Source organism: Actinomadura viridis (assembly GCF_015751755.1).
In the GTDB taxonomy this organism is placed as follows: Bacteria; Actinomycetota; Actinomycetes; order Streptosporangiales; family Streptosporangiaceae; genus Spirillospora; species Spirillospora viridis.
Genome location: NZ_JADOUA010000001.1, coordinates 2,190,052 through 2,214,870, shown reverse-complemented (window position 1 = coordinate 2,214,870; position 24,819 = coordinate 2,190,052). Strand labels below are relative to the sequence as shown.

20 protein-coding genes are annotated in these 24,819 nt (G+C 73.2%); 7 read left to right on the top strand and 13 right to left on the bottom strand.

Features of this window, described 5'->3' with window-relative positions:
* Window positions 1-94 precede the first annotated feature (94 nt).
* The 4 genes from IW256_RS09845 (at window position 95) to IW256_RS09830 (ending at window position 4,953) form a co-directional block, all read left to right on the top strand.
* Window positions 95-274, top strand: a complete 180-nt coding sequence (locus IW256_RS09845) for a helix-turn-helix domain-containing protein (protein ID WP_197010659.1) — start codon at window positions 95-97, stop codon at window positions 272-274.
* 231 nt (window positions 275-505) lie between these two features.
* Complete coding sequence (locus IW256_RS09840; protein ID WP_231403723.1) at window positions 506-1,648, top strand: site-specific integrase; 1,143 nt, start codon at window positions 506-508, stop codon at window positions 1,646-1,648.
* Between the two features lie 179 nt (window positions 1,649-1,827).
* Window positions 1,828-3,276, top strand: coding sequence for an argininosuccinate synthase (gene argG / locus IW256_RS09835; RefSeq protein WP_197010658.1), 1,449 nt, complete (start codon window positions 1,828-1,830; stop codon window positions 3,274-3,276).
* A 204-nt stretch (window positions 3,277-3,480) separates the two neighbouring features.
* Window positions 3,481-4,953 carry an FAD-dependent monooxygenase gene (locus tag IW256_RS09830; protein WP_197010657.1) on the top strand — a complete coding sequence of 491 codons (1,473 nt, stop codon included), beginning with the start codon at window positions 3,481-3,483 and terminating at the stop codon, window positions 4,951-4,953.
* Window positions 4,954-5,002: 49 nt separating this feature from the next.
* Here IW256_RS09830 and IW256_RS09825 read toward each other — a convergent pair whose 3' ends face one another.
* Genes IW256_RS09825 through IW256_RS09805 form a run of 5 tightly spaced genes read right to left on the bottom strand, consistent with a single transcriptional unit; the run spans window position 5,003 to window position 11,681 of the window.
* Window positions 5,003-6,334 (bottom strand): sensor histidine kinase, encoded by a 1,332-nt coding sequence (locus IW256_RS09825; RefSeq protein ID WP_197010656.1) that lies wholly within the window; start codon window positions 6,332-6,334, stop codon window positions 5,003-5,005.
* Window positions 6,331-7,014: a response regulator transcription factor gene (locus tag IW256_RS09820; protein WP_197010655.1), complete on the bottom strand. Its 684-nt coding sequence runs from the start codon at window positions 7,012-7,014 to the stop codon at window positions 6,331-6,333. Before IW256_RS09820 ends, IW256_RS09825 begins: the two co-directional genes overlap by 4 nt.
* 59 nt (window positions 7,015-7,073) lie before the next feature.
* Window positions 7,074-7,925, bottom strand: a complete 852-nt coding sequence (locus IW256_RS09815; RefSeq protein ID WP_197010654.1) for a TIGR03619 family F420-dependent LLM class oxidoreductase — start codon at window positions 7,923-7,925, stop codon at window positions 7,074-7,076.
* Window positions 7,922-9,547: a hydantoinase B/oxoprolinase family protein gene (locus tag IW256_RS09810; RefSeq protein WP_197010653.1), complete on the bottom strand. Its 1,626-nt coding sequence runs from the start codon at window positions 9,545-9,547 to the stop codon at window positions 7,922-7,924. The genes IW256_RS09815 and IW256_RS09810 overlap by 4 nt, the downstream gene beginning before the upstream one ends.
* 1 nt (window position 9,548) lies before the next feature.
* On the bottom strand, window positions 9,549-11,681 hold the full coding sequence (locus IW256_RS09805) for a hydantoinase/oxoprolinase family protein (RefSeq protein WP_197010652.1): 2,133 nt from the start codon (window positions 11,679-11,681) through the stop codon (window positions 9,549-9,551).
* A gap of 113 nt (window positions 11,682-11,794) precedes the next feature.
* On the opposite strand from IW256_RS09805, the gene IW256_RS09800 reads away from it, so the two are divergent.
* The gene (locus IW256_RS09800; RefSeq protein WP_197010651.1) at window positions 11,795-12,583 is read left to right on the top strand and encodes an SDR family oxidoreductase; all 789 of its coding nucleotides are present in this window, start codon (window positions 11,795-11,797) and stop codon (window positions 12,581-12,583) included.
* A 14-nt stretch (window positions 12,584-12,597) separates the two neighbouring features.
* Here IW256_RS09800 and IW256_RS09795 read toward each other — a convergent pair whose 3' ends face one another.
* From IW256_RS09795 to IW256_RS09785, 3 genes are read right to left on the bottom strand one after another with little or no spacing between them, the layout of a single operon-like run.
* Window positions 12,598-13,761, bottom strand: a complete 1,164-nt coding sequence (locus IW256_RS09795) for an oxygenase MpaB family protein (RefSeq protein ID WP_197010650.1) — start codon at window positions 13,759-13,761, stop codon at window positions 12,598-12,600.
* Window positions 13,742-14,743: a polyprenyl synthetase family protein gene (locus IW256_RS09790; RefSeq protein WP_197010649.1), complete on the bottom strand. Its 1,002-nt coding sequence runs from the start codon at window positions 14,741-14,743 to the stop codon at window positions 13,742-13,744. The genes IW256_RS09795 and IW256_RS09790 overlap by 20 nt, the downstream gene beginning before the upstream one ends.
* Entirely contained in the window at window positions 14,736-14,972 is a 237-nt protein-coding gene (locus IW256_RS09785; RefSeq protein ID WP_197010648.1) for a hypothetical protein, read from the bottom strand. Before IW256_RS09785 ends, IW256_RS09790 begins: the two co-directional genes overlap by 8 nt.
* A gap of 365 nt (window positions 14,973-15,337) precedes the next feature.
* Between IW256_RS09785 and IW256_RS09780 the strand changes: the two genes are divergently transcribed.
* Window positions 15,338-16,678, top strand: coding sequence for an MFS transporter (locus IW256_RS09780; protein ID WP_197010647.1), 1,341 nt, complete (start codon window positions 15,338-15,340; stop codon window positions 16,676-16,678).
* Between the two features lie 17 nt (window positions 16,679-16,695).
* On the opposite strand, the gene IW256_RS09775 is transcribed toward IW256_RS09780, so the two are convergent.
* From IW256_RS09775 to IW256_RS09755, 5 genes are all read right to left on the bottom strand, one after another.
* Window positions 16,696-17,337 (bottom strand): PaaI family thioesterase, encoded by a 642-nt coding sequence (locus IW256_RS09775; RefSeq protein WP_197010646.1) that lies wholly within the window; start codon window positions 17,335-17,337, stop codon window positions 16,696-16,698.
* A 73-nt stretch (window positions 17,338-17,410) separates the two neighbouring features.
* Complete coding sequence (locus tag IW256_RS09770; protein WP_197010645.1) at window positions 17,411-18,343, bottom strand: DUF6891 domain-containing protein; 933 nt, start codon at window positions 18,341-18,343, stop codon at window positions 17,411-17,413.
* 80 nt (window positions 18,344-18,423) lie between these two features.
* Window positions 18,424-19,164 carry an ABC transporter ATP-binding protein gene (locus IW256_RS09765; protein WP_197010644.1) on the bottom strand — a complete coding sequence of 247 codons (741 nt, stop codon included), beginning with the start codon at window positions 19,162-19,164 and terminating at the stop codon, window positions 18,424-18,426.
* Window positions 19,161-21,926, bottom strand: coding sequence for an ABC transporter permease subunit (locus IW256_RS09760; RefSeq protein WP_197010643.1), 2,766 nt, complete (start codon window positions 21,924-21,926; stop codon window positions 19,161-19,163). The genes IW256_RS09765 and IW256_RS09760 overlap by 4 nt, the downstream gene beginning before the upstream one ends.
* A gap of 34 nt (window positions 21,927-21,960) precedes the next feature.
* Window positions 21,961-23,220 (bottom strand): ABC transporter substrate-binding protein, encoded by a 1,260-nt coding sequence (locus IW256_RS09755; RefSeq protein WP_197010642.1) that lies wholly within the window; start codon window positions 23,218-23,220, stop codon window positions 21,961-21,963.
* A gap of 222 nt (window positions 23,221-23,442) precedes the next feature.
* On the opposite strand from IW256_RS09755, the gene IW256_RS09750 reads away from it, so the two are divergent.
* Window positions 23,443-24,540, top strand: coding sequence for an alcohol dehydrogenase catalytic domain-containing protein (locus tag IW256_RS09750; RefSeq protein ID WP_231404545.1), 1,098 nt, complete (start codon window positions 23,443-23,445; stop codon window positions 24,538-24,540).
* The last annotated feature ends 279 nt before the right edge of the window (window positions 24,541-24,819 follow it).

Here is a 24,819-nt window from a genome sequence, read left to right as displayed (position 1 = left end):
CGAAGGCGTAGACAATCACGCACCGTCACGAACGGAGATGATCGCCACGCCCGACGCACGCCCCGAGACGGCTCGGGGAGACAAGGAGGTGAGCGTGCAGGCATACACCGTCGAGCAGGTCGCCGAGATCCTCCAGATCGGACGCGACAAGGTCTACTTCCTCATCCGGACGAACCGCCTCCACAGCATCAAGATCGGCAAGTCGCGCCGCATCACCGACCGGCATCTCGCCGACTTCGTCGCCTCCCTCGAACAGAACGCCACCACGAACTAGGGACGTCTAGGGACGTCTTGAGTTACTGTCGTGCGTAAGCCCAGGGCACGCCGCTCACGCGGAAGGCCCGAGGCTCCCGGTTCTTGACAACTCGATCCACGCCGGCGCCCGCAGGACGACACGTGCCATGGCGTCTCCGTTCTCGCGCGGAGGCGCCATGGGCTCGCATCGCCACGCGGGCGCATCGCTACCGGTCAAGAACGACAGCCCCCAACGCAAGGAGGGATCTCTTTGGCGAAGATCCTGATCGGCAAGTACCAGGGGTCGATCTACGAGGAGGGCGGCGGCTGGACCGGCGCCCTCTCGCTCGGGTTCGGCCCCGACGGCAAACGCAGGCGCCCCAAGAGGAAGGGGAAGACCAAGACCGAGGTCCTGGACAAGCTCAGGGAACTCGCCGAGGAACTCGACAAGGGCGTGAAGGCGACCCGGAACTACCGCGTCCGGGACGCGGTGAACGACTTCCTCACGGCGTTCTCGAACGGCGACACGGCACCGGCGACGATCGAGGTCTACCGGTCGCTCGCCGATCACCAGCTCATCCCGTTCATCGGCCACACCCTGCTCAAGGAACTCACGGCGGACGACGTCGAGAGGTGGCTCAGAGGGAGGGCCGAGCATCTCACCTCGTCGTCCCTGGGGATCGTTCACGGCCTGCTCAAGCGCTCCATCCGGAGGGCGGCACGGCACGACAAGGTGGGCCGGAACGTCGCCGAACTGGTCGACACACCGCAGGGCAAGGCCGGACGCAAGTCACGCTCGCTGAGCCTCGTGCAGGCCAAGGCGCTCCTCAAGGAGGCGGCCAAGCCCGAGCATCGGCTCGGGGCCTACGTGATCCTGGCGATCGTCTCGGGCCTGCGGACGGAGGAACTCCGCACGCTCACGTGGGGCGCCGTCGATCTCGACTCGGCGACCGTCTACGTCCTGCGCTCCGACCGGCACAAGGGCGAGACCAAGACGGCGCTGAGCCGCAGAGGGCTCGGCATCGCCGACATGGCGGTGGCCGCCCTCCGTGCCCTCAAGACGAGGCAGGCGGCGGAGAAGCTCAAGGCAGGTGAGGCGTACAAGGATCACGATCTCGTGTTCTGCCACGTGAACGGCGCCCCGTACACCGCTCACCACGTCCGGCGCCGGTTCCGCCGGGTGGTGGACGCGGCCGGACTCGACTCGTCGGAGTGGTGCCCGCGCGAGCTGCGGCACACCTTCGTGTCGATCATGAGCCACCACGGGGTGCCCATCGAGAAGATCAGCGACCTCGTCGGGCACAAGAACACCAGGATCACGGAGGCGGTCTACCGCCACCAGCTTCGCCCCGAGATCCGTGACGGGGCCGAGCACATGAACGCCATCTTCGGAAGCGACACCAAGTCCGCGTAGGCGCGTGGCTCCCCGATCGGCTCCCCCGAGCTTCGGATGAGGCGAGACTTCCCCCTGACCTGGGCCAAGGCAGGCACCACCCCTAAGGCTCTCTTAGGGAAGCCCTCAGGAGGACTTAGTCCCGCGACATCGCGCGAGGCGTTGCATAGTCATGCAGGAGTGTGCATATACTTCTACTCGTGTCTAAGGTGCTCACTTCCCTGCCTGTCGGCGAACGCGTCGGCATCGCCTTCTCCGGTGGTCTCGATACCTCAGTGGCGGTCGCGTGGATGCGCGAGAAGGGTGCCGTGCCGTGCACCTATACCGCCGATATCGGCCAGTACGACGAGCCCGACATCGCCTCGGTCCCCAAGCGGGCCGGGGAGTACGGCGCGGAGATCGCCCGGCTGGTCGACTGCCGGACGGCCCTGGTCGAGGAGGGGCTCGCGGCGCTGGCCTGCGGAGCGTTCCACATCCGATCCGGGGGGCGCGTCTACTTCAACACCACCCCGCTCGGGCGGGCGGTGACCGGCACCCTGCTCGTGCGGGCGATGCTCGAGGACGACGTCCAGATCTGGGGCGACGGCTCCACGTTCAAGGGCAACGACATCGAGCGGTTCTACCGTTACGGGCTGCTCGCCAACCCGTCCCTGCGGATCTACAAGCCCTGGCTGGACGCCGACTTCGTCAGCGAGCTGGGCGGCCGCAAGGAGATGTCCGAGTGGCTGCTCGACCGCTCCCTGCCGTACCGGGACAGCGCGGAGAAGGCCTACTCCACCGACGCGAACATCCTGGGCGCGACCCACGAGGCCAAGGCCCTGGAGCACCTCGACGCGGGCATCGAGATCGTCGAGCCGATCATGGGCGTGCGGTTCTGGGACCCGTCCGTGGAGATCGCCGCCGAGGACGTCACGATCGGGTTCGAGCAGGGCCGGCCGGTGACGATCAACGGCAAGGAGTTCCCCTCCGCCGTGGACCTGATGCTGGAGGCCAACGCCGTCGGCGGCCGGCACGGCATGGGCATGTCCGACCAGATCGAGAACCGCGTCATCGAAGCCAAGAGCCGCGGCGTCTACGAGGCTCCGGGGATGGCGCTGCTGCACGCCGCCTACGAGCGGCTGGTCAACGCGATCCACAACGAGGACACCCTCGCCAGCTACCACAACGAGGGACGCCGGCTCGGCAGGCTCATGTACGAGGGCCGCTGGCTCGACCCGCAGGCGCTGATGCTGCGCGAGTCGCTGCAGCGCTGGGTGGGCACCGCGGTCACCGGCGAGGTGACCCTGCGCCTGCGGCGCGGCGAGGACTACTCCATCCTCGACACCTCCGGGCCGGCGTTCAGCTACCACCCGGACAAGCTCTCCATGGAGCGGACCGAGGACTCCGCCTTCGGGCCGGTCGACCGCATCGGCCAGCTGACCATGCGCAACCTCGACATCGCCGACTCCCGCGCCAAGCTCGAGCAGTACGCCGGGCTCGGCATGGTCGGCAGCTCGCACCCGGCGCTGATCGGCGCCGCGCAGGCGGCCTCGACCGGCCTGATCGGCGCGATGCCCGAGGGCGGCGCCGAGGCCATCGCCTCCCGTGGAACGGTCTCCGCCGACGACGAGCTGCTCGATCACGCCGCGATGGAGTCCGGCACCGACTGAGGCGGCAGCGTCAAGGCCCTTCCGAGGGCCGCATCCGGCCGATACGAGGGAGCCGGAGCCCGTTTCGGGGCTCCGGACCCTCGCGTGAACGGTACGACCAGCCGTTGGCCAACGATCGTTGGCCAACGGCTGTTGACATTCGGGGTGGATCCGGCCTACCTTGCCTACAGATGTTGGCCAACAAGCGTTGGCACTGGAGGCGTCATGGAATCTCGGAACGGCGACGGCGGAGCGCGTGACTCCGATGTCCTGGTCGTGGGGGCGGGGCCGACGGGGCTGCTGCTCGCGGGGGATCTGGCCGCGGCGGGGCTGTCGGTGACGCTCGTCGAGCGCCGCCCGCACCGGATCAGCAACCTGTCCCGGGCGCTGGTCGTGCACGCCCGGACGCTGGAGCAGTTCGACGCGCGCGGCATCGCGGACGAGGTGGTGGCTGGCGGGCATCCCATCGACTCGCTCCAGCTGTTCCAGCGGGGGCGGCTCCACCCCTCGCGGCTGCCCACCCGCTACCCGTACGTCCTGTTCACGCCGCAGTACGAGGTGGAACGCGTCCTGGAACGGCGTGCCCGCGAGGCCGGGGTCACGTTCGTCCACGAGGCGCGGGTGGTGGAGGTCGGGCAGGACGCGGACGGGGTGGAGGTGCGCGCGGTCACCGGCGAGGACGCGAAGGCGTCCGCCAGGTTCCGGGCGTCCTATCTCGTGGGCACCGACGGGGCGCACAGCACCCTCCGGGAGGCGCTCGGCCTGCCCTTCCCGGGGAAGTCGATGCTCAAATCGCTGATCCTCGCGGACGTACGGCTCGCCGAGAAGCCCGATCGGCCGTTCACGGTGAACTCCGTGCCGGAGGGCTTCTGCCTCCTCACGGAGATGGGCGAGGGCTGGTACCGGATCACCGGCTGGAACCGGCACCACCAGCTTCCCGACGACGCGCCCCTCGACCTGGACGAGATCAGGGAGCTGCTCCATCACAACTTCGGGACCGACTACGGCATCACCGAGTGCCGCTGGAAGTCGCGGTTCCACAGTGACGAGCGGCAGGCGCCCTCGTACCGCGTCGGGCGGGCGTTCCTGGCGGGCGACGCGGCGCACGTGCACTCGCCGGCCGGGGCGATGGGGATGAACACGGGCCTGCAGGACGCCGCCAACCTCGGCTGGAAGCTCGTGGCCGTCCTGCGCGACGGGGCCGATGACCGGCTGCTGGACACCTACCAGCGCGAACGGCACGTCGCCGGGAAGATCGCGCTCCGGATCAGCGGCAGGATGGTCCGGGTGGCGAAGATGCACGGGATCCCGGCCAGGATCGTCCGGCCCCTGGTCGCGACCGTGCTCAACAGGGTGCGGCCGGTGTCCGACCGGGCCGCGTCCATGATCACCGGCATCGGCCTGTCCTACCCCGCCGGGCACGGCGCCCACCGCTTGGAGGGGAAGCGCGCGCCCGACCTGGAGCTCGCCGAGGGCCGCCTGTACGAGGTACTGCGCGGGGGCGGCTTCGTCCTCGTCTGCCCGGCCGGCTTCCGCTTCCCGCCCGCGGCCGGTGTGACGCCTGCCCACCGGGCCGACGGCGATCGGACCGCGCTCCTCGTCCGGCCGGACGGTTATATCGCGTGGGCCGCTGACGAGGCCGACGACGCGGGGCTGCGCGCCGCGCTGGACACCTGGGTGCTCGGCCGGGTCCGGTGAGGCACGAGCCGCCGGGCGGGCGCCGTGGGCCGGGCCCTGGAATCAGCCGCTAGCGGCGCCGGACCAGGCGGCGGGAGCGGCGGGTGGGCGGGAGCCACCGGGTGCGGAACCACATCTGGACCTGCGCTCCGCCCAGGACCGAGCGGTGGATGCGCAGGTGGCCGCCGGTGGCCTCGGCGGCGCGGCGGGCGATGTCCAGGCCGAGGCCGGTGGAGCCGCCGCCGCTGCGCCCGCGCTGGAGGGCGTCCTGCGGGTCGGTGATGCCGGGGCCGCCGTCGGCGACGAGGATGCCGGTGAGGCCCCTGCCGACGTGCAGGGTGATGGCGAAGCCGGTGCCCTCGGCGGTGTGCCGGAAGACGTTGCCGAGCAGGGCGTCCACGGCGGCGGCCAGCTCGGTGGCGGGCAGCGGCAGTTCGGCCGGTTCGTCGGCGCCGATCAGCTCGCAGGAGCGGCCCTCGTCCTCGGCCAGGACGGACCAGAACTCCACCCGTTCGCGCAGGACCTTGGCGGCGTCGCAGCTGCCCCGGCCGGTGGGCTTGCGGACGGTCCGGATGATCTGGTCGACCTCGCGCTCCAGGCGGCCCACGGCCTCGCGGGTCTGGTCGGCCACCGGGCCGCCGCCCAGCGCCTCGGCGTTGAGCCGCAGGGCGGCCAGGGGCGTGCGGAGCCGGTGCGAGAGGTCGGCGGCCATCTCGCGTTCGGCGGCCAGCAGCTGGACGACGTGGTCGGCCATGGCGTTGAAGGCCAGGCCCGCCTCCACCAGCTCGGGCGGCCCGTCGGGCTCGATCCGGATCCCCAGGTCGCCGTCGCCGAACGCGGCGGCCACCTCGGCCAGCCGCCGGGTGGAACGGATCATGCGGGCGCCCAGCCGGTCGGCCACCGCCACCGAGCCCGCCACCAGGGCGGCGGCCACGGCGGTCATGACCAGCCAGGCGTGCCCCACGCCGCGGGAGAGGTCGGCGTCGGGGACGAGGACCTCCACGACGGCGGTGCGGCCGTCCTCCAGGGACACCGGCTGCAGCAGGGCCCACCCGCCGGTGATCCGGGTGGTGTACGAGCGGCCCCGGCGGGCGGCCTCGGCGACCTGGCCGGGACGGGCCCGGGCGCGGTTCCCGGCGGCCTCGGGGATGACCGTGCCGCCGGGCAGGTGCACGGTCATCCGGCGGGCGGCGCCGGCGTGGGTGCTGGCCACCGCGCGTTCCAGCGCGCCGGGGTCCTCGGTGACGGCCAGCACCGGCCCGAGCGCGCCGGCCTGCCGCTCGGCGCTGGTCAGCGCGCGGTCCCGGGCGATCTCCCGTACGGCCAGCGCGAGCGGGATGAGGAAGGCCAGCGCCACCATTGCGGTGACGGCCAGCGACACCAGGACCAGGGTGCGCCTCATGGCTCGCGCGGGGCGGCCAGCCGTACGCCGACGCCCCGCACGGTGTGCAGGTAGCGCGGCGCGGCGGCGGTCTCGCCGAGCTTGCGCCGCAGCCACGACAGGTGCACGTCGATGGTCTGGTCGTCGCCGTACGCCTGCCGCCACACCTCGGCGAGCAGCTCGCGCCGGGCCACCACCCGTCCGGGCCGGGCGGCGAGGTAGGCCAGCAGGTCGAACTCGCGCCGGGTGAGTTCCAGCGCGGCGCCGTCCAGCGCCGCCTCCCGCCGGTCGAGGTCGATGTGCAGGCCGCCCACCCGCAGCTCGGCGGCGGGCCCGGAACGGGACGCCCGGCGCAGCACCGCGGCCAGCCGGGCGCTGAGGTGCTCGGCGGAGAACGGCTTGATGAGGTAGTCGTCGGCGCCCGCGTTCAGCAGCCGCACGATCTCGGGTTCGTCGTCCCGGGCGGTCGCGATGATGACCGGGACGTCGGACACGCCCCGCAGCATCTTCAGCATCTCGCCGCCGTCGAGGTCGGGCAGGCCCAGGTCGAGGATCACCGCGTCGGGAGGGTTGGCGGTCACCTCGCGCAGGGCGTCCATCGCCGTGCCCGCGCTGCGCACGGCGTGCGACCGCGCGTTCAGCTCCCGGATGAGGGCCGTCCGGACGTTCGGGTCGTCCTCCACCACGAGCACACTGGCCATTCCGGCACCGTATGCCACCATCGCCCTTTACGTCCCGCGATGTCGGGCGCGGACCGGTTCTACGCGTACGGGACCAGGCCGTGGTCCGCGGCGAAGGCGGCGAGCCGTCCGGCGGCCTCGCCGGTGCGCCGCCACGGCCGGACGATCAGCCGGTCGACCCCGAGCCGCTCCCACTCGGCCACCTCCTCCGGCCCAGACAGCTCGTAGGCGTGCACGGTGATCTCGAACGGATCGCCCTCCCGGCCCGCGGCGGCCCGCAGTTCCCGGAGCAGGTCGAGCCGCGGCCGGATCCCGTCGAGGGTCTGCGGCATGCTGATCCAGCCGTCGCACAGGGTCGCCGCCCGGCGCAGCGCGGCCCGGGACTCCCCGCCCGCCACCACCGGCAGCCGCTCCTGTACCGGTTTGGGTTCGAACGCGACCTCGGGGAAGTCGAAGAACTCTCCGTGGTGCTCGACCGCGGGCTCGCTCCACAGCCGCCGGGACACCTCGATGGCCTCGTCCAGCCGCCGCCCGCGCGTGGCGAAGTCGACCCCGGCCGCGTTCCACTCCCCCGCGTACCAGCCGGCGCCGACGCCGGCGACGGCGCGTCCGCCGGAGATCTGGTCGAGCGTCGCGAACGCCCGCGCGGCGACGAACGGGTGCCGCAGGCCGTAGAGGTAGACGGCGGTGCCGAGCCGGACCCGCTCGGTGACGGCGGCGAGCGCGCACAGGTAGGCGGGCGCGTCGAAGAGCGGGGTCGCCGGGTTGATCCCCGGGCTCTCGGTCCCCGGATAGTTCGCCGTGGACAGGTCGGTGGCGAAGACCAGGTGCTCGGGCAGCCACACCGACTCGAAGCCCAGCCGGTCCGCCTGGACCGCCAGGTCCTTCCAGATCGCCGGATGCACCAGCCCGAGGGGCACGCCGAACTTCACGCGTCCTCCCCGGAGGCGGTGGTGCGGCCGTCGGCCAGGTCCCGGCGGATCGCCGCCTCGTCGCGCTCGGCGGGATCGCCGTACCCGCCCCCGCCGGAGGTCTCCACGACCAGGGCCTCGCCGGCGGCCAGGGGCTGGCGGGTGGCCTTGGTGCCGAGCGGTTCGCGGGTGCCGTCGCGGCGCTCCCGGTAGTAGCCGCCGGCCCGTCCCGGCTCGCCGCCGGCCGCTCCCGGCGGCGGCCGCAGCAGCCGGTCCCCGCGGGTGTCCACGCGGGCGTCCTCCAGCATCCGGATCACGGTGCGGGTGCCCAGCCCGCCGCGGTGTCGGCCCGCGCCGCCCGAGTCCGGGATGAGCGAGACCTCCTCCACCCGTACGGGCAGCCGGGCCTCGATGGGCTCGACCTGCGGGACGATGTTACGCCCTCCGCCGAACAGGGCGCCGGTGGCGTCCGGCCCGTCGTACCCGTCCCGCGCCCCCATCCCGCCGAGGTCGAACGACATGTGCAGCCACGGCCGCCGGGCCCCGCTGACGCTGAACGCCTGGAGGATGCCCGAGGCCGCCACGCCGCCGCCGTCGGGGGACGCCCCGGTGAGGGCGGCGAAGATGGCCTCCTCCGCCGCGGCCACCGTCCCGAACCGGCCGCCGCCGGGGAACGGGGGCGTGCAGTGGACCAGCGTGCCCGGCGGCATCCGGACCTCGACCGGCGCGAAGCAGCCCTCGTTCATCGGCAGCGACGGATCGACGAAGCACCGCACCGCGTACATGACCCCGCCGTGCGTCTGGGAGAAACCCGAGTTGATCGGCAGCGGCACCTGCTCGTCGGTGCCGTCGAAGTCGACCACCAGGCCGCCGCGGCCGTCGGCGGTGACCGCGACCCGGACCAGGTGCCCGTCGTCCAGCCGGTACTCGCCCCGGTGGGTGCCCGGCGGCAGTCCGGCCAGCCCGGCGCGCATCCGCCGTTCGGTGTGCGCGAGGTGGTCGTCGACGCCGCGCGCCAGCCCGGCCGGGGTGTGCGCCGCGGCGATCTCCTCCAGCCGCCGGGCCGCGACGTTGGCCCCGGCGATCAGGGCCCGCAGGTCGCCGACGAGCTTGCCGGGTGTACGGCTGTTGGCGGCCAGCACGCGGACCATGTCCTCGACCAGGCCGCCGGCGGTGGCGATCTTGATCGGCGGCAGCTGCAGGCCCTCCAGGAAGACGTCGGTGGCGTCGGAGGCCATGCCGCCCGCCGACAGCCCCGACAGGTCCGCGACGTGGATCAGCGTCCCGGTGAAGTAGGCGGGCGCGCCGTCCAGGAACACCGGCCGGAAGACCAGCAGGTCGTTGGCGTGGATGCCGCCCTGGTAGACGTCGTTGAGCACGAACACGTCGCCCGGCTCCATCGACGCGGCCGGGTACGCCCGGAGCACGTACGGCAGGGCGCTGCGCAGGCTGGCGCACTGGATCAGCGCCGTGGACAGCGAGTGGGCGACGAGCCGCCCGCGGGCGTCGAGGACGGCCGCCGCGGCGTCCGCGCCCTCGACGATGAACGTCGAGTACGCGGAGCGGACCACGACGATGCTGGCCTCCTCGGCGGCCACGGCCAGCGCGTTGCGAAGGATCTCGGCGGTCAGGTCGTCGGTCATGTCACGCTCCCGGTTCGGCGCGTTCGAGCACGATGGCCCCGTGGTCGTCGACGGTCCCCCGCCAGCCGGGCGGGACCAGCAGGGAGCACTGCGGTTCCGTGACGACGCACGGCCCCGCCAGCTCCACGCCGGGCGGGCACTCCGCGCGCTCGCGCGTCGGCACGTCCAGGAACCTCCCCTCCAGCCACACGCGGCGCGCCCCGGAGGTCCCGTCCCCCGGCTTCACGACGGGGCGCGGGGCGCGGGAGCCGGACGGGAGGGTCACGCGGACCCGCGCGGTGGTGATCTCGGCCGGGTCGCGCAGGTCGATGCCGTACGACTCGCGGTAGCGCGCGTAGAACTCCTCGGTGGCCTGCCGCACCGTCGCGGGGGTGAGCGGCCCGGGAGGCAGCTCGATCGTGAAGGCGTGCGCCTGGCCCACGAAGCGGACGCCCACCGCCCGCACGCTCGTGCCATCCCGCGTGAACGCCCCTCCGGGCTCCCCGCCCACAAGATCAGCGTCACCCTGGGGGGACGACCCCCCAAGATCTTGGAGACACGCCCGTTCCAGCTCCTCGAACACCCGCGTCAGCTCGCCCAGCAGGTCGCCGCTGCCCGAACACGACACCAGCCGGTCGGCGGGCGCGAGGAAGGTCCGTGCCCGTTCGATGGCCAGGTCGGCGTAGAGCAGCCCCACGGCGGAGCCGACCCCGGCCTGCGGCGGGACGAGCACGCGCCCGATGCCGAAGCGCTCGGCGAGGTGGGCGGCGTGCGTGGGCGCCGCCCCGCCCAGGGCGACGAGGGTGAGCCCGCGCGGGTCGATCCCGCGCCGTACGGTCACCACGTGCACCGCCGTGCCCATCTGCGCGTTGGCGATCTCGTGCACGGCCGCCGCCGCATCCACGACGTCGGCGACGCCGAGCGGCCGGGCGACGTGCTCGGTGAGGGCGGCGCGGGCCCGCTCCTCCGACAGCCGGAACCCGCCGAAGCCGTCCGGATCCAGGTAGCCCAGGACGAGGTTCGCGTCGGTGACCGTGGGCAGCGTGCCGCCCCGCCCGTAGCAGGCGGGTCCGGGGTCGGCGCCCGCCGAACGCGGCCCGACCCGCAGGGTGCCCTCCTCCACCCACGCGATGGAGCCGCCGCCCGACCCCACCTCGGCCAGGTCGATCGCCGGCACCTTGATCGGCACGCCGGTGCCGGGCCGGCGCCCGCCGTAGCTGCCCTTGCCGCCGACCTGGAACTCGTGGGTGATCCCGGGACGTCCGCCGCGGACCAGCCCGGCCTTGGCCGTCGTGCCGCCCATGTCGAACGAGATGAGGTCGGTGCCGTGCCGGGCGGCGGCGATGACGCCGGCGGCGGGGCCCGACTCGATCGTGTAGACGGCGCGGGACGCGGCGAGCGCGGCGGGCAGCACTCCCCCGGCGGACTCCATCACGTGCACGGGGGCGGTGACGCCGAGGTCGCGCAGGCGCCCGCCGAGCCGCCGCAGGTAGGACGCCATGACCGGGCCCACGTAGGCGGACATCAGCGTCGTGGTGGCGCGCTCGTACTCCCCCAGTTCGGGCCAGACCGACGCGGAGGTGACGACGGTGGCCCCGGCCGGCAGGGCGGCCTGGACGATCTCGGCGAGCCGCCGTTCGTGGACGGGGTTGGCGTAGGAGTGCAGCAGGCAGATCGCGACGGCGGTCACGTCCAGCGCGGCGATGGCGGCGGCGACCTCGGCCGCGGCCCGCTCGTCCAGCGGGAGCAGGACGGTGCCGTCGGCCGCGACGCGTTCGGGCACGGCGAAGGTGTGCGAGAGCGGGACGGGCGGCTCGGGCCGCACGTAGGCCAGGTCGTAGCGCTCCTCCTCCACCCTGGCCTGGCGGCCCAGCGCGAGCATCGAGCGGAATCCGGCCGTGGTGACGAACGCGACCGGGACTCCGGTGCGTTCCAGGATCACGTTGGTGGCGAGGGTGGTGGCGTGGACGAACCGGCTCACCTCTCCCGGTTTCACCCCCGTGGCGGCGAGCACTCGCTCGACTCCCCGCATCAGGCCGGTCGTGGGGTCGTCGGGGGTGGTGAGCGTCTTGGCCACCTCCACGCGCCCGTCGGCCCCGGTGAGGACCACGTCGGTGAAGGTGCCTCCGACATCGCTGGCGAGCGTGATGCCCATACGACTCCCTAGGCAGGCGGTCCGGCAGGCGTCATGGCAGGCGTTCGAGCCGGTGGGATCCACGCGACCTCCGACGGCAACCAACCTAGCGACCGCTTGGTACGCTAGCCGCCATGACGCTGGAGGGCAAGATCGCGGTCATCACCGGCGCCGGCCCCGGCCTCGGCCGGACGCTCGCCGTGCTCCTGGCGCGCGAGGGCGCCGACGTCGCGCTCGCCGCCCGGACCGGGTCCACGCTGGAGACGATCGCCGCCGCGGTGCGGGCCGAGGGCCGCGAGGCGCTCGCCGTGCCCACCGACGTCGCCCGCCCCGACCAGGTCCGCCGGCTCGCCGACACCGTCATCGCCCGGTTCGGCCGCGTCGACGTCCTGGTCAACGCCGCCTTCCCCGGCACCCACCGCAGGAACGTCCTGGACATGGACGAGGAGTACCTGGAGCGGTGGCGCTCGGCCGTCGAGATCGCCGCGTACGGCACCCTCCTGTCGTGCCGGTACTTCGCGCCGCACATGGTCGCCGCGGGCGGCGGCTCGATCGTCAACCTGACCTCGATGTCCAGCCGCACCGGCTACGCCGGGCGCAGCGACTACGCCGCCGGGAAGGCCGCCGTCCACCTCCTGTCCCACTGCCTGGCCGACGAGCTGGGCCCCTCCGGCGTCCGCGTCAACTGCGTGGCGCCCGGCTGGATCGCCAGCGAGGTCCTGGACGAGTGGATGCGCGCCCGCGCCGAAGCCGAGGGCGTCGCCTTCGAGGACATCCGGGCCCGCGACGTCGGCGCGATGGCCCTGCGCCGCATCGCCACGGAGGAGGACGTCGCGCGCGCCGTCCTCCACCTGGCCTCCGACCACTCCCGGTCCACCACCGGGGCCACCCTGGACGTCAACGCCGGCCAGCTCTTCACCTGACCGGCCGGTCAACGTCAGGCACGGTGAACGATCACCGGATCGATCGGCGGCGGCGGAGTCCAGCGCGCCGACCCCGAAGGAACGCCGTAGTCGCGCTTGAGCTCCTCGGGGATGGCGTAGTGCATGACCCGCCCTCGCGTCAGGGACGACAGCTCCAGCACCGTCACCAGACGGCCCAGCCGGTCGGAGAGCTGCGACGCCCAGAGGCCGCGGTCCTCGAACCGTTCGAGCGCTCCCAGCAGCGCCGGAGCGATCTTGGTGAGGGAGTCCCAGCCGGACCGGGGGACCTCCAGCCAGTCCGCCGCGGTGTCGCCGACCAGGAAGCGGATGAGGGCGGGCACGACGGGATCCAGGACGGTCCCGGGGACCACCTCCTCGTACATCTGGATCAGCTGGCGCGTCAGGTGCGCCCCTTCGGGGGACGGCCCCATGTGGCGGATCATGTACCGGTCGGAGAACTCCCGGGCCGCCCGGAGGTCCGGCGGGATCGTCGCCGGGTCGCAACCGAGGATCGTCCCGACGACCCGCCACGCGTAGTAGTACGCCTCGGCGCCGTCCGTGGTCATGTGGACGCCCAGCCGGTGCAGCGCGTCCAGGACCTGGACGCTGAACATCATCAGCGCGCCGAGCATGTCCTCCTGGCAGATCGGGACCGGCTCCGGCCACCGGCCCTCCTGCCGGAGGTGCCGCCGGATGGAGGCGTGCAGCAGCCTGACCTTCTGCGCCGCCGGAAGGAACCGCCCACCGGCCTCGAACGCGCTCGGCTGCATCAGGTAGACGGTGAACTGCCCGGTCTCGGCCATCCGCCGCGACGGGTAGTTCAGCGAGTGCGTCGCCGACAGGAGCGCGGCCCCGTGCGGGACCAGGTAGCAGGCCGGCATCGCCGCGAACGACAGGGCGGTGGAGATGTGCACGTCGTTGTCGATGAAGAACCGCCGGGCCTGCTCCATCACCCCCCAGTCCACCCACTCCGGCGGAGTCGCCGTCGCCCGCAGGTAGTCGCTCGCGGCGTCCGGCAATCCCTCGGGCAGCGCCTGCCCGGACGTGGTGAACCAGCGCATGAGCGTGTTGAACCTGGCCACCTCGCCGCTGCCGAAGAGGGCCTCGACGGTCGCGTCGGCCAGTTCGTCGCCCTTCAGCCTCAGGCCGTCCATGTACTCATCGGTGTACGTGGTCATCCGCGGTCACCTCATAGGTCAGTCGGGTGAGGGCATGGGCGGCGTCCGGCGGCGTCCGGGACTTCTCCAGCGCCGCCCGCGCCGTCTCGGCACGTTCGTCGATCATTCGCCGGACGGCGGCGGGCGCGCCCGACCGCCGCATGATCTCCCGGACGCCCACCGCTCCGGCGGGGGTGAGCGGGCCGTCGAGAAGGTCCTCCAGTCGCCGGCGGTCCTGTTCCGACGCCTGGTCCAGGGCGAGCGCCAGCAGCGCGGTCGGCTTCCGGCCCACCAGGTCGTCCAGGGACGACTTGCCGGTCCGCGCGGGATCTCCGAACACGCCCCACAGGTCGTCCCTCAGCTGGAACGCCTCGCCGAGGGGGCGCGCGTAGGCGGCCAGCGCGTTCATCGTCGCCGGATCCGCGCCGCCGAGCATCGCGCCGATCTGCAACGGCCGCTCGATCGTGTACGACCCGGTCTTGAACCGCACGATCGTGAGGGAACGTCCCAGGTCGTGGGCGCGGCCGGTGTGCAGGAGCTCCAGGCATTCGCCCGCCACCAGCTCGCGGGCCATCGTCGTCCACAGCGGGACGGCCCTGGCCAGGAACGAACGCGGCAGGCCGGAGGTGTGGAACAGCCGCCCCGCCCACGCCGTCAGCAGGTCACCGATCAGGATGGCCAGGCCGTCACCGAGCCGTTCGTGCGCCGTCGCCCGGCCGCGTCTCAGCGGGCTGCCGTCGATGAGGTCGTCATGGACGATGGCCGCCGCGTGCACCAGTTCCAGAGCCGCGGCGGCACGGACCATCGCGTCGGTGTCGGGCTGCCCGGACGCTCGCCAGCCCCAGTAGCAGAACTCGGGGCGGATCCGTTTTCCCCCGGCGATCGAGATCCGTAACTGCTCGGCGACCGGCGCCAGCTCTCCGTCGAGGGCCAGCAGTTCGGCGATCTCCGCCTCGACGAACTCTCCGAGCAGCCGATCGACCCGGACCCGGAGGTCACCCATGCGAGTTCCGCTCGGCGACCCGCCGGGCGAGCACCTCCATGTGCGCCTCCGATGAGGGGCCGGTACGTTTGAGCGCCAGCTCCCCCCGTGCCCGCAGTTCCTCCCGCACCGCCGTCAGGCCGGGCAGGCGCCGGGTGGCGTCCCGCATCCCTCCCATCACCAGATCGGCCAGTCCTGCCACGAGATAGACCACCTCGTCCTGCGGCCTGACGTCCCCGTCCCGTCCCATGGCGACCCCTTCCGTGGAACACGCATGAATGGTTTCGGGAGAGTCCCGATTTTCTGTGATTTCCCGCAAACGGACAGTAGTGGCCGCGATCACGGCGCACCATCGACCCCACCGTTAGGACACGGCTACCGGCGGTCACCTAAATGGAAAGTCGGGGCAAGGCGCTCAGAGCGACCAGGCCCTGGGGGGCGGCACCCCGCGGACGTCGGCAGCGCTCCGGGCGATCAACGGGTGACGCCCGGGCCGGAAAGGCCGGAGGCGAGGGGTTTCCGGAGGCGAGGGGTTTCCGGGACGCTCCGCCGCGGGTATCGGGTCTGGCAGGAATCGGCGTCGATCGGCGGGGGCGATCGGAAAGGACGGCCCCCATGGTGCTGGATCCCGGCGAGGCCGGGCGGGCGCGCGAGATCGACATCGACCCGGCCGTACGGCGGCGGCATGTGCGCAAGGCGGCGCTGGCGAGCGTGGTCGGCACCTCCATCGAGTGGTACGACTTCTTCCTCTACAACACCGCCGCCGCGATCGTCTTCAAGGACGTCTTCTTCCCCAGTTCCTCCGACTACGCGGGGACGCTGTCGGCGTTCGCCACGTACGCGGTGGGGTTCGCGGCGCGGCCCGTGGGGGCGGCGCTGTTCGGGCACTGGGGCGACCGGCTGGGCCGCAAGGCCACCCTGGTCATCACGCTCGTGCTCATGGGGGTGTCCAGCGCGCTGATCGGCGTGCTGCCGGGGACGGAGACGCTGGGCGTGGCCGCGCCCGTGCTCCTGGTGGTGCTGCGCATCCTGCAGGGCATCGCGGTCGGCGGCGAGTGGAGCGGCTCGGTGCTGCTGTCGATGGAGTGGGGCGACCAGAGGCGGCGGGGGCTGATGGCGAGCCTGCCGCAGATCGGCGTCCCGATCGGGCTGATCCTGGGCACCGGCGCGATGACGGCGATCGCGCTGTCGGCCGAGGACGCCTTCACCGCCTGGGCCTGGCGGATCCCGTTCCTGCTCAGCCTGGTCCTGGTCGCGATCGGGCTGTGGGTGCGGCTCCAGGTCATGGAGACCCCGCTGTTCGCCGAGGTGGTCGCCAAGGCCGAGGTGGCGCGGGTCCCGGTGGCCGAGGTGGTCCGGCGGCACCCGAAGGAGATCGTGCTCAGCGCGCTCCTGCGGTGCTCGGAGCAGATGCCGTTCTACATCTTCACCTCGTTCGCGCTGACCTACATCCACGACGACCTGGGCATGGCCCAGGGGCTGGCGCTGGGCGCGGTGACCGCGGCGGCGGTGTTCGAGCTGTTCGCCATCCCGGCGGCCGGGCATCTGGGCGACCGGATCGGCGGCCGGCGGGTCTACGCGGCCGGTTCGCTGCTGGTCGCGCTGTTCGCGTTCCCCTACTTCGCGCTGCTCAACACCGGGGTCGCGGTCGTGGTGGTCGCGGCCGTGGTCCTGGCGCAGCTGCCGCACGCGATCCAGTACGGGCCGCAGGCGTCGCTGATCGCCGAGAGCTTCCCCACCCGGCTGCGGTACGGGGGCGCCGGGATCGGCTACCAGCTCGCCTCGGTCATCGCGGGCGGCCCGGCGCCGCTGCTGGCGACCTGGCTGCTGCACGACCACGGCTGGCCGGCGATCGCCGGGGCGATGGTGGTCAGCTCGGTGCTGACGCTGACGGCGCTGGCGCTGCTGCCCGACCGGTCGCGGATCGACATCACCAAGGACGAGTCGTACGCCTGACCCGCCGCGGGTCGGGTTCAGAGGCGGGGCATCACGAACATCGCGGTGGCCTCGACGGTCGTCCTGCCCTCCGGGTCGATGATCCTTCCGTCGGCCCAGGTCTTGCGCCCCTCGGCGCGGGTGGTGCGGGCCTCGGCGGTCAGCGGCACGCCGTACGGGGTGGGGCGGCGGTAGCGCAGGTCGAACGTCGCGGTCATGCCGGGCGTGCCGTTGGCCGAGGCCGCGAGCCCGAGCATCTGGTCGAGCACCATCGCCGAGACGCCGCCGTGCACGAACGTGGGCGGGCCCTCGTAGAGGGCGTTCAGCGTGAACGCGGCGCGGACGGTGCCGTCCGGCCCGATCTCCATCTCGACCGGCGGGGCGATCGGGTTGAGCACGCCGGAGACCGGGCTGGCCAGCTGGCGCACCATGCCGCCGTCGCCCAGCGCGGCCACCGGCGGCCGTTCCCGGCGCGCCGCCGAGAGCCGCCCGGTGAGCGCCGCGATCTCGGCGGTGACCGCCGCCAGCTCCTCTTCCCCGACGTCGGTGTGCACCACGGCCTCGGCCAGTTCGCGCACCCGCGCGGCCAGGCCGGCCAGCGCGTCCACCCGGGCCTCCTCCAGATGGTGGCGCTCCTGCGTCACGTAGACGCGCCGCATCGCCGCTCCGGCCCCGCTCATCCCGCCTCCCGATCCCTGCACCGAACAGGATTCTAGAGAGGGCCGGGCGGGCCGCGCGCACCCGCCCCCGGACTCAGGTCCAGGTGACGGTCTCCAGCCCGCCGAGATCGCCCAGGGTCACCCGGTCGTCGCGGGCCAGCGCCCGGACGACCGCCGCGGCCTCGTCCAGCGTCGTCCAGCGCCCGTACGAGCAGCGCGCCCCCGGGTCGGGGGTCTCCAGCCAGAACCGGGGCCCCTCCTCCCAGATCCCCTGCACGACGTCGCCGGAACGGCCCTGGCAGGTGATGAAGTTGTCGTCGGCGGGCACCAGCTCGTACAGCAGGCCGCGGAACGCCTCGAACGACATCGTGACCGGGTCGTCCTCGCCACGGTCGCGGGTGTAGTCGCAGAAGGTCACCGTGATCCCGTCGGAGGGCACCTCCTCCGGGACTCCGGGCGACCGGGCCAGATGGGCGTAGCGGCGGCGCCGCCACACCAGCGGGAGCTGGATGCGGGTGGTCACCTCGCCGTCCCACTCCACGGTCAGCCCGCGCCCGCGCAGGGCCTCCACCGTGCGCCGCCCGATCTCGGCGGGGTCGTCCTCCTCGTCGAAGGTGCCGTACGAAAGGAACAGGCCCTCCCCGCGCGCGGCGGCGTCGACGTCCTGCCGGTGGCAGAAGACGTAGCCGGTCACCGGGGCGCCGCCGGGCACCTCCCCGGCGATCTCGGCGGTCCCGCACGAGTGGCAGCAGGTGAAGTCGGCGCGGGCCACGATCCCGCTCAGGTCGAGGTCGCGGAACGCGGCCAGCAGCCGTTCGGCGTCGAGCAGGCCGCCGTCCCAGCCGCGCTGCTCCTCGCGGTAGGCCGCGAAACCCTCCCGCGCCACCCGGTCGACCGTCGCCCGGTCAGCCTTGCCGTCCAGGTGCTCGAACGCGTCGGCCACGATGGTCTCGAAGTCGTCCTCGGCACGGGCCAGCGCGACCCCGACGTGTTCCCGGAGCAGGCTGTGCAGTGATCCGTCGACCATGCCCGAAGTATGGCAACCGGCACCGACACCGGGGCGCGTTCGGTCAAGATCGGACCGGCCGGTCACCTCCACCGCCGCCGTCAGCCCAGGTAGGCCGCCCGCACGGCCGGATCGTCGCGGATCCGCGCGGGCTCGCCGTCGGCGATGACCTTGCCCAGGTCCAGCACCACCACCCGCTCGCAGGCGGCCATCACGAAGCCGACGTCGTGCTCGACCAGCAGGACGGTGGCGTCCAGGCCGGCGACGACCGAGGCGAACAGCGCGGCCTGGTCGGCGTCCAGTCCTGAGGTGGGCTCGTCCAGCAGCAGCACGGCGGGGTCGTCCACGATGGCGCGGGCCAGCTCGACCATGCGCCGCCGGCCGATCGGCAGGTCGGCGGCGTAGGCGCCGCTCAGGTCGGCGATCCCGCAGCGCTCCAGGACGGCGGCGGCGCGCTCGCGGCGCCGCCGTTCCAGGCGCCGCCGGGCGGGCCACCCGACCAGGTCGGCGGCCAGGCCACCGCCGCCGCCGTGCCATTCGGCGGCGGCCAGCACGTTCTCCAGCACGGTGAGCCGGCCGAAGACCTGCGGGCGCTGGAAGGTACGCCGCAGGCCGAGCCTGGAACGGCGGACCGCGCCGCTGCCCGTCACGTCCACGCCGGCCAGCCGCACGGTGCCGGAGGTGGGCCGGCACAGCCCGCCGACCACGTCGAACAGCGTGGTCTTGCCCGCGCCGTTCGGCCCGATCAGCCCGCAGGTCTGCCCGCGTTCCACGGTCAGGCTCACCCCGGTCAGGGCGCGCACGCCGCCGAACCGGACGCTGACGTCGTCGACCTCGATCATCGCTCGCCCACTCCGCTCTCCCGTGCCTCTTCCCGCCGGGCGGTACGGTCCGCCGGCTCCGCGGCGTCCAGGCCGAGGTAGGCCGCGGCCATCCGCTCGTCGTCGACCTCGGCGCGGGGGCCCTGCCAGGCGATACGGCCCAGCCGCATGAACGCCACCGTGTCCGCCAGCGCCAGCACCTCGCCGGCCTTCTCCTCCACCACCAGCAGCGCGACGCCGCGGTCGCGCAGTTCGCCGAACAGCTCGAAGATCTGCTCGACCACCAGGGGCGCCAGTCCCAGCGACGGCTCGTCGGCGACGAGGACCTTGGGCGGCCGGACCAGCGCGGGGGCGAGCGCGAGGATCTGCTGCTCGCCGCCCGACAGGGCCCCGGCCGCCAGGCCGCGGCGCCCCGCGAGGACGGGCAGCCGCTCGTACACCCGTTCCCGGTCGGCGGCGTCCGGCAGCCAGGTGGTGAGGTTCTCCTCGACGGTCAGGGACGGGAAGACGCCGCGCCCCTCGGGGGCGAGGTAGAGGCCCGCGCGGGCGCGGCGGTGGGCGGGCCAGGCGGAGACGTCGCGGCCGTCGAGCAGGACCCGCCCGGCCGCCGGCGTCATCGACCCGGCGACGGCGCAGGCGGTCGACTTGCCCGCGCCGTTCGCGCCGAGCAGCGCCACGTCCTGCCCGGCCCGTACGGTGAGGTCGACGCCGCGCAGCACGGTGGCGTCGCCATACCCCGCGACCACGCCCTCCAGGGCGAGCACGGCCTCCCGCTCGCCCGCCTCGGGGGCGGGGACGGGCGCGGCACGGTCCGCGGCGGGCGCGGCGGGCGCGGCGCGCGCCACCGCCTCCGCCTCCGCCTGCCGCTCGCCGCGCCTGCGGCGCCGGTAGCGCTGCTCGGCGAACTGGGCGAGGACGCCGTCGGGGTGGCGGGCCAGGATCATCCCGCCCAGCCCGAACAGGATCATCCCCACGTACTCGGAGTCGGTGACGTTGTCGAGCACCTCCGGGGTCAGCGCCATGATCAGGCCGCCGAGCACCGCGCCGCCGATCCGCCGTACCCCCTGCAGGACGACCACCGCCAGCCAGACGAAGCCGGTGAGGGCGGGCAGGTCGGTGGCGGTGATCTGGCCGTTGAACGTGGCGTGCAGCACGCCGCCCAGCCCCGCGATGCCCGACGCCAGGGCGAACAGGGTGATCTTCGCGCGGGTGGCGGAGATGCCCACCGCCCCGGCCGCGACGGGGGCCGAGCGGACGGCCAGGATCGCGCGGCCGGAAGCGGACCGCTCCAAGTTGCGGATCAGCAGCGCCACCGCCCCGATGACGGCCAGCAGCAGCACCACGCGGGTGCGCGGGTCGTTGGTGTCGGTGAAGCCGAGCGAGAACGCGGGCAGCTTCCAGCCCACGGTGCCGTTGCTGAACGCGTCGATCTGGAACAGCACCTGGTCGGCCAGCAGCGCCAGAGCGAGGGTGGCCAGCGCCAGGATCCGGCCGCCCAGCCGCAGCGCGGGCAGCGCCACCAGCACCCCGGCGGCCACGGCCGCCAGCACGCCGGTCACGACGGCCAGCGGGAACGGCAGCCCCTGGGAGACGACCAGGCCCGCCGACAGCGCCGCCAGCGCGGCGAACGACGCCTGCGCCAGGTTGACCATGCCGCCGATCCCGGTGACCACGACGAACGAGCAGAAGATCAGCGCCAATACGAGCCCCTGCGCGACCAGCCCGACCCAGTAGTCGTCGCCGAGCGTGAACGTCCAGACCAGCAGGGCCGCCACCGACAGCGTCCAGGGCAGCGCGCGGCGCCAGGCGGGCAGGTCGGCCAGGTAGTCCGGCGGCGGGGCGTCCTCGGCGATCGAGCCCGCGGCCCGGCCCCGCCCGCGGCCCAGCACCAGCAGCCCGGCCAGCAGCAGGATCGCCGGTACGGCCGTGCGGAAACCGGTGACCTTCTCTGCGAAGTCGGCGTACCCGGCGACAAGGTTCTGCACGACGCCCAGCGCCAGGCCGGCGGCGAAGGTGACCGGGATCGACCGGAGCCGCCCGAACACCGCCGCCGTGGCCGAGGCGAACAGCAGCACGGTGAACGCGTTGGAGTCCAGCCCGAGCGCGGGGACCGCCAGGACCCCGGCGAGCCCGGCGAGCGTCGAGCTCAGCATCCACGCCTGCGCGGAGGCGGCGTCGGCGTCGATCCCGCGCAGCCCCGCCAGCCCCCGCCGGTCGACGGTGGCCCGCATCCGCAGCCCGAGCGGGGTGTGCCGCATCACCGCCCACAGCGCCAGCGCCGCCAGCAGTGCCAGGGCGAACGTGGTGAGCTGGCCGGAGTCGATGGTCACCCCGCCGACCGGCTGCCACGTCTGGACCGGGCTCGGCCCCAGCCCGCGGGCGGTGGCGCCCTCCGTCACCTTCGGCAGGTCCGCGCCGAACGTGTCGACCAGGACGTCCACCGTCCACAGCCCGAGCGCGGGCAGCGCGATCGTCAGGCCGATGGTGGCCACGATCTGCGCGGTCTCCCCGGCCTCGGCCAGCCCGCGGAACATCAGCCGGTGCAGCAGGTAGCCCAGCAGCGGCGCCACCAGCAGGATGGCCACGGGCCCGCCGATCCACAGCGGCCAGCCCAGCCCGGTGGTGAGCTCGAAGAAGATCAGCGCGGTCAGGAAGCCGATGGCCCCGTGCGCGAAGTTGAACACCCCGGTGGCCGCGTACGACAGCGTCAGGCCCGACGCCATCAGCGCGAAGATCGCACCCGTCACCAGGCCGCTCAGGACGTACCCGACGAGTTCCGTCACCTGTCGCCTCCCTCTCCGTTCCGGTCCGCCGGCGTCAGAGGGTCGTGTTGTCGAAGCACTTGAGACTCTTGGCGATCGTGAACTTTCCGCCGTCCAGCTTCACCAGGGCACCGCAGCCGTTGGACTCGGTCTTGCCGGAGGGGAACTGGATGCGGCCGAAGCCCTTGTTCTCGTAGCTGAAGGACTGGACGGCCTTGAAGAAGGCGTCGCGGGTCAGGTCCTTGCCGGCCTTCTCCAGCATCTTCAGGAAGACGTCGGCCGACCAGTACCCGGTGGCCACGTGCTGGTCCGGCACCGCGTTCGCGCCGGCGACCTTGCTCAGGTCCGCCCTCATCCGCTCGATCTCCGGGGCGGTCGACTCGAACGGCTCGAACTGCGGCGCCGAGTAGACGCCCTCCAGCGCCTGGAGGGTCTGCGGGTCGGACAGCACCTTGGGGTCGTAGGAGGTCGCGTCGGTGATCAGGCCCCGGTAGCCGGCCTTCTTCAGCGCCGCGTACAGCCCCGAGTTGAACTTGCTGCCCGCCATCACCGACACGAGCACCTCGGGCGGGCGGCCCCCGGCACTCTTCATGATCTTGTTGACGTAGGGCGACCAGTCCTGCGGGGGCGCCTGGGCCGGCAGCGCCGCCGACGTCCCCGCCAGGGCGAACCCGGCCGCGGTGAACGACTTGGACATGGTCTGGATCGCGTACTTGCTGGCCGTGGAGTCGGTGGCCTGGACCCAGACCTTCTTGCCCTCGGCGCCGCCGAGCTGGGCGGCGACCTGGTTGCCCCACCAGGTCTGGGTGCCCTGCCCCGGCTTGGGCGCGAGGCAGCCGTTGAACCCGAACGCGCTCTCCTTGCCGCACCAGAACGGCCCGGTGGCCCACCCCACCCACGGCACCTTCTGCTGCTCCAGGAACTCCGCCCCGCCGAACTGCGGGGCGCTGACCGGGACCACGGCGAAGACCTTCTCCTTCTGCACCAGCTTGCGGGCCGCGGCGGCGCCCTTGTCGGGGATCATCCCGTCGTCCTCGGCGCCCAGGAACTCGATCTTGCGGCCGTGCACGCCGCCCTCGGCGTTGGCCCGTTCGAACCGCGCCTTGGCCCCCAGCTCGGCACCGGCGGTCGAGTAGCCGGTCGCGCTGGTCTCGGTGAGCACGCCGCCGATCTTGATGGAGTCCCCGGTCACCCCCGGCGCGTCCGCGCCCGCCGCGGACTCGTTGCTGGTGGCGCACGCGGTGAGCAGGGTGGACGAGAGGGCGGCGGTAACGGCGAGCGCCAGGCCCGCGTGAGAGGTCGTCGGTGTCTTCAAGGCGCGCCTCCAGGCACGTGGTGACCAGGACGAACGCACGGCGGCGACACGCGAGGCGAACCCGCGTGTGACCTAACGCTCGTTTGGGCGTGAGCGTAAGTTCGCCGGTGAGAGCCTGTCAACGGCTCCGATGCGCTTGCGTGCTCGACCAAGCAAATGCTTGGTGCTACGGTGATCCGAGGCCGCGGAAAGGTGGGACGGGTGACCGAGAACGGCACGGTGATGCGGGCGGCGCTGCTGCGCGCGTTCGGCGGACCGCTGGAGATCGCCGAGGTGACGGTCGAGGAGCCGCGGGCCGGCGAGGTGCTGATCGACGTGGCCGCCTCCGGCATCTGCGGGTCCGACCTCAAGGCCATCGACGGCAAGAGCCCGGTGGTCACCCACCTGCCCTGCGTCCTGGGGCACGAGAGCGCCGGCGTGGTGGAACGGACCGGGCCGGGGGTGGCCTCCGTCCGGCCCGGCGACCACGTGATCGTCGCGATGAACGGGCCGTGCGGGCGGTGCCGCAACTGCGTCCGCGCACGCGCCCACCTGTGCAGCGGCCGGGCCCGGATGTCCACCATCATGGGCCTGACCGCCGACGGCTCCACCCGCCTCACGGCGGGCGGCGAGGTCGTCCGGCCCTACATCGGGATCGGCTCGTTCGCCGAGAAGGCCGTGGTGAGCGAGGCGATGTGCGTCAAGGTCGCCCCGGACGCCCCGCTGGACCTGCTCGCCCTCACCGCCTGCGGCGTGATCACCGGGGTCGGCGCGGTGCTCAACACCGCCCGCGTGGAGCCCGGCTCCAGCGTGCTGGTGGTGGGCTGCGGCGGCGTGGGGCTCAACACCGTCCAGGGCGCGGTGCTCGCCGGCGCCACCACGATCATCGCCGCCGACGTGGTGGAGTCCAAGCTGCGCCATGCCGCCGAGTTCGGCGCGACGCACACGATCCTGGCCGGCGACCTGCCCGCGCAGGTGAACGAGATCGTCCGGGGCGGGGTCGACTACGCCTTCGACGTCACCGGCATCGCCGCTGTGCTGGCGAAGACGTTCGCGGCGACCCAGCCCGGCGGCACGACGGTGATGGTCGGCAGCCCGGCCGCCGGTGAGGACCTGCGGATCCCGCCGGGTCTGCTGTTCGGGTCCCGCCGGCTGATGGGCACCCAGGGCGGCGACGCCACACCCGCCCGCGACCTGCCGATGCTGGTCGACCTCTACCGCCGCGGCCGGCTCGACCTGGAGGGTCTGGTCAGCGAACGGGTCCCGCTGAAGGACGTGAACGAGGCCGTGGCCCGCGTCCGCACCGGAACCGTCGCCCGCTCAGTGATCGTGTTCGACTGACCTGCGTCCGGAGCGGAGCGCCAGCGGAGCGGAGGACACCGGTCAGTCCGCCCTTGCCGGGGGCACGGGGGTCGCCCCCCGAACAATGACACTGACCGGCGTCCGGAGCGGAGCGGAGGACACCGGTCAGTCCGCCCTTGCCGGGGGCACGGGGGTCGCCCCCCCAAACAATGACACCGACCGGCGTCCGGAATCTGACCTCCCGGTCGGCTCGCCCGGCGAGATCGCGCCGCTGTTCAGATAGATTCCTGTGCGTATCCACCGATAACGAACTCCCGC

Coding starts and splice junctions, on each gene's coding strand:
- IW256_RS09780 (WP_197010647.1), top strand. CDS start 15,338: ATGGTGCTGGATCCCGGCGAGGCCGGGCGGGCGCGCGAGATCGACATC.
- IW256_RS09820 (WP_197010655.1), bottom strand. CDS start 7,014: ATGGCCAGTGTGCTCGTGGTGGAGGACGACCCGAACGTCCGGACGGCC.
- IW256_RS09825 (WP_197010656.1), bottom strand. CDS start 6,334: ATGAGGCGCACCCTGGTCCTGGTGTCGCTGGCCGTCACCGCAATGGTG.
- IW256_RS09750 (WP_231404545.1), top strand. CDS start 23,443: ATGCGGGCGGCGCTGCTGCGCGCGTTCGGCGGACCGCTGGAGATCGCC.
- IW256_RS09790 (WP_197010649.1), bottom strand. CDS start 14,743: ATGGGTGACCTCCGGGTCCGGGTCGATCGGCTGCTCGGAGAGTTCGTC.
- IW256_RS09810 (WP_197010653.1), bottom strand. CDS start 9,547: ATGACCGACGACCTGACCGCCGAGATCCTTCGCAACGCGCTGGCCGTG.
- IW256_RS09830 (WP_197010657.1), top strand. CDS start 3,481: ATGGAATCTCGGAACGGCGACGGCGGAGCGCGTGACTCCGATGTCCTG.
- IW256_RS09805 (WP_197010652.1), bottom strand. CDS start 11,681: ATGGGCATCACGCTCGCCAGCGATGTCGGAGGCACCTTCACCGACGTG.
- IW256_RS09795 (WP_197010650.1), bottom strand. CDS start 13,761: ATGACCACGTACACCGATGAGTACATGGACGGCCTGAGGCTGAAGGGC.
- IW256_RS09775 (WP_197010646.1), bottom strand. CDS start 17,337: ATGAGCGGGGCCGGAGCGGCGATGCGGCGCGTCTACGTGACGCAGGAG.
- IW256_RS09770 (WP_197010645.1), bottom strand. CDS start 18,343: ATGGTCGACGGATCACTGCACAGCCTGCTCCGGGAACACGTCGGGGTC.
- IW256_RS09765 (WP_197010644.1), bottom strand. CDS start 19,164: ATGATCGAGGTCGACGACGTCAGCGTCCGGTTCGGCGGCGTGCGCGCC.
- IW256_RS09785 (WP_197010648.1), bottom strand. CDS start 14,972: ATGGGACGGGACGGGGACGTCAGGCCGCAGGACGAGGTGGTCTATCTC.
- IW256_RS09800 (WP_197010651.1), top strand. CDS start 11,795: ATGACGCTGGAGGGCAAGATCGCGGTCATCACCGGCGCCGGCCCCGGC.